Annotated in this window: 2 protein-coding genes; both read right to left on the bottom strand. The window is 36.5% G+C overall.

What is annotated here, in order from left to right; translation table 11 throughout:
- Positions 1 to 259 (bottom strand): YolD-like family protein (locus tag CVN76_RS06345; RefSeq protein WP_100530621.1); only part of this gene is annotated, 259 nt, incomplete at its 3' end.
- A 146-nt stretch (positions 260 to 405) separates the two neighbouring features.
- Positions 406 to 790, bottom strand: a 385-nt coding sequence (locus CVN76_RS06340; RefSeq protein WP_198512509.1) for a peptidoglycan-binding domain-containing protein, incomplete at its 5' end; no start/stop codon positions are given.

Below are 790 nucleotides of genomic sequence, written 5' to 3'. Positions count from 1 at the left end.
TAATAGGATGAATGTACACACAATATCCGTATAATTCGTGTGGATTACCTTCATTGTGTATCGTAAAGTTAATCGGTAAATGATATTCCATTGCATAATGAATGTTGTTTTCGAATTCTTCAATCTGATATTCATCAAGGACAGGTTTCTTATTTAAGAAAGGATCCACTTGAGCTACTTTTTTATTTAATGCTTTATGTTCTGGCAACAACAAGGCTGCATGCCATTTAATTATTCCTCTGTCACGAATTGTACCCATCAGAAAAACCTCCTTTTTAATGATTATATACGAACGAGCGTTCTTATGGAAGGCATAAAAAAATACCTTCTCCGATTAAGAAGAAGGTATAGCTGGAGTACGAGGGTTACATATCGAATTATATACAAAATACTTTCTTTTTATACTTATGCAGCAAATAATTCAGCGAAAGAAGCTTTTCCGGCTTTTTTATCAGCAGTAATCTTTTTAGCTTTCTGGAATTTTTCTAAGGCTGCTTCAGTACCCTTTCCAAAGACAGAATCCAGTGATCCAGGGTTATATCCTTCTGTGTAAAGTGAAGCCTGAAGAATCCAAGTCAAATTCCCTTTTGCCCCTTTTTCAAGGGTAACGATTGCCGCTTTAGTCTTAGCTCCCCATTCTCCGTCCACAACAAGCTTTTTATTGAATTGCTTGTTAAGTTCAGTTTGCAACGCTTTGATCAAGGCCGTTTGTGTTTTAGGTCCGTTAATACCATCCTCAACAAGACCGGCATCATAACGGCTATTTAATGTTTTCTGGATGGAAACTATC

The sequence above is a fragment of the Bacillus sp. mrc49 genome (assembly GCF_002803435.1).
Note: the sequence above shows the minus strand (reverse complement) of the source record. Positions and strands in the feature narration are given on the sequence as shown.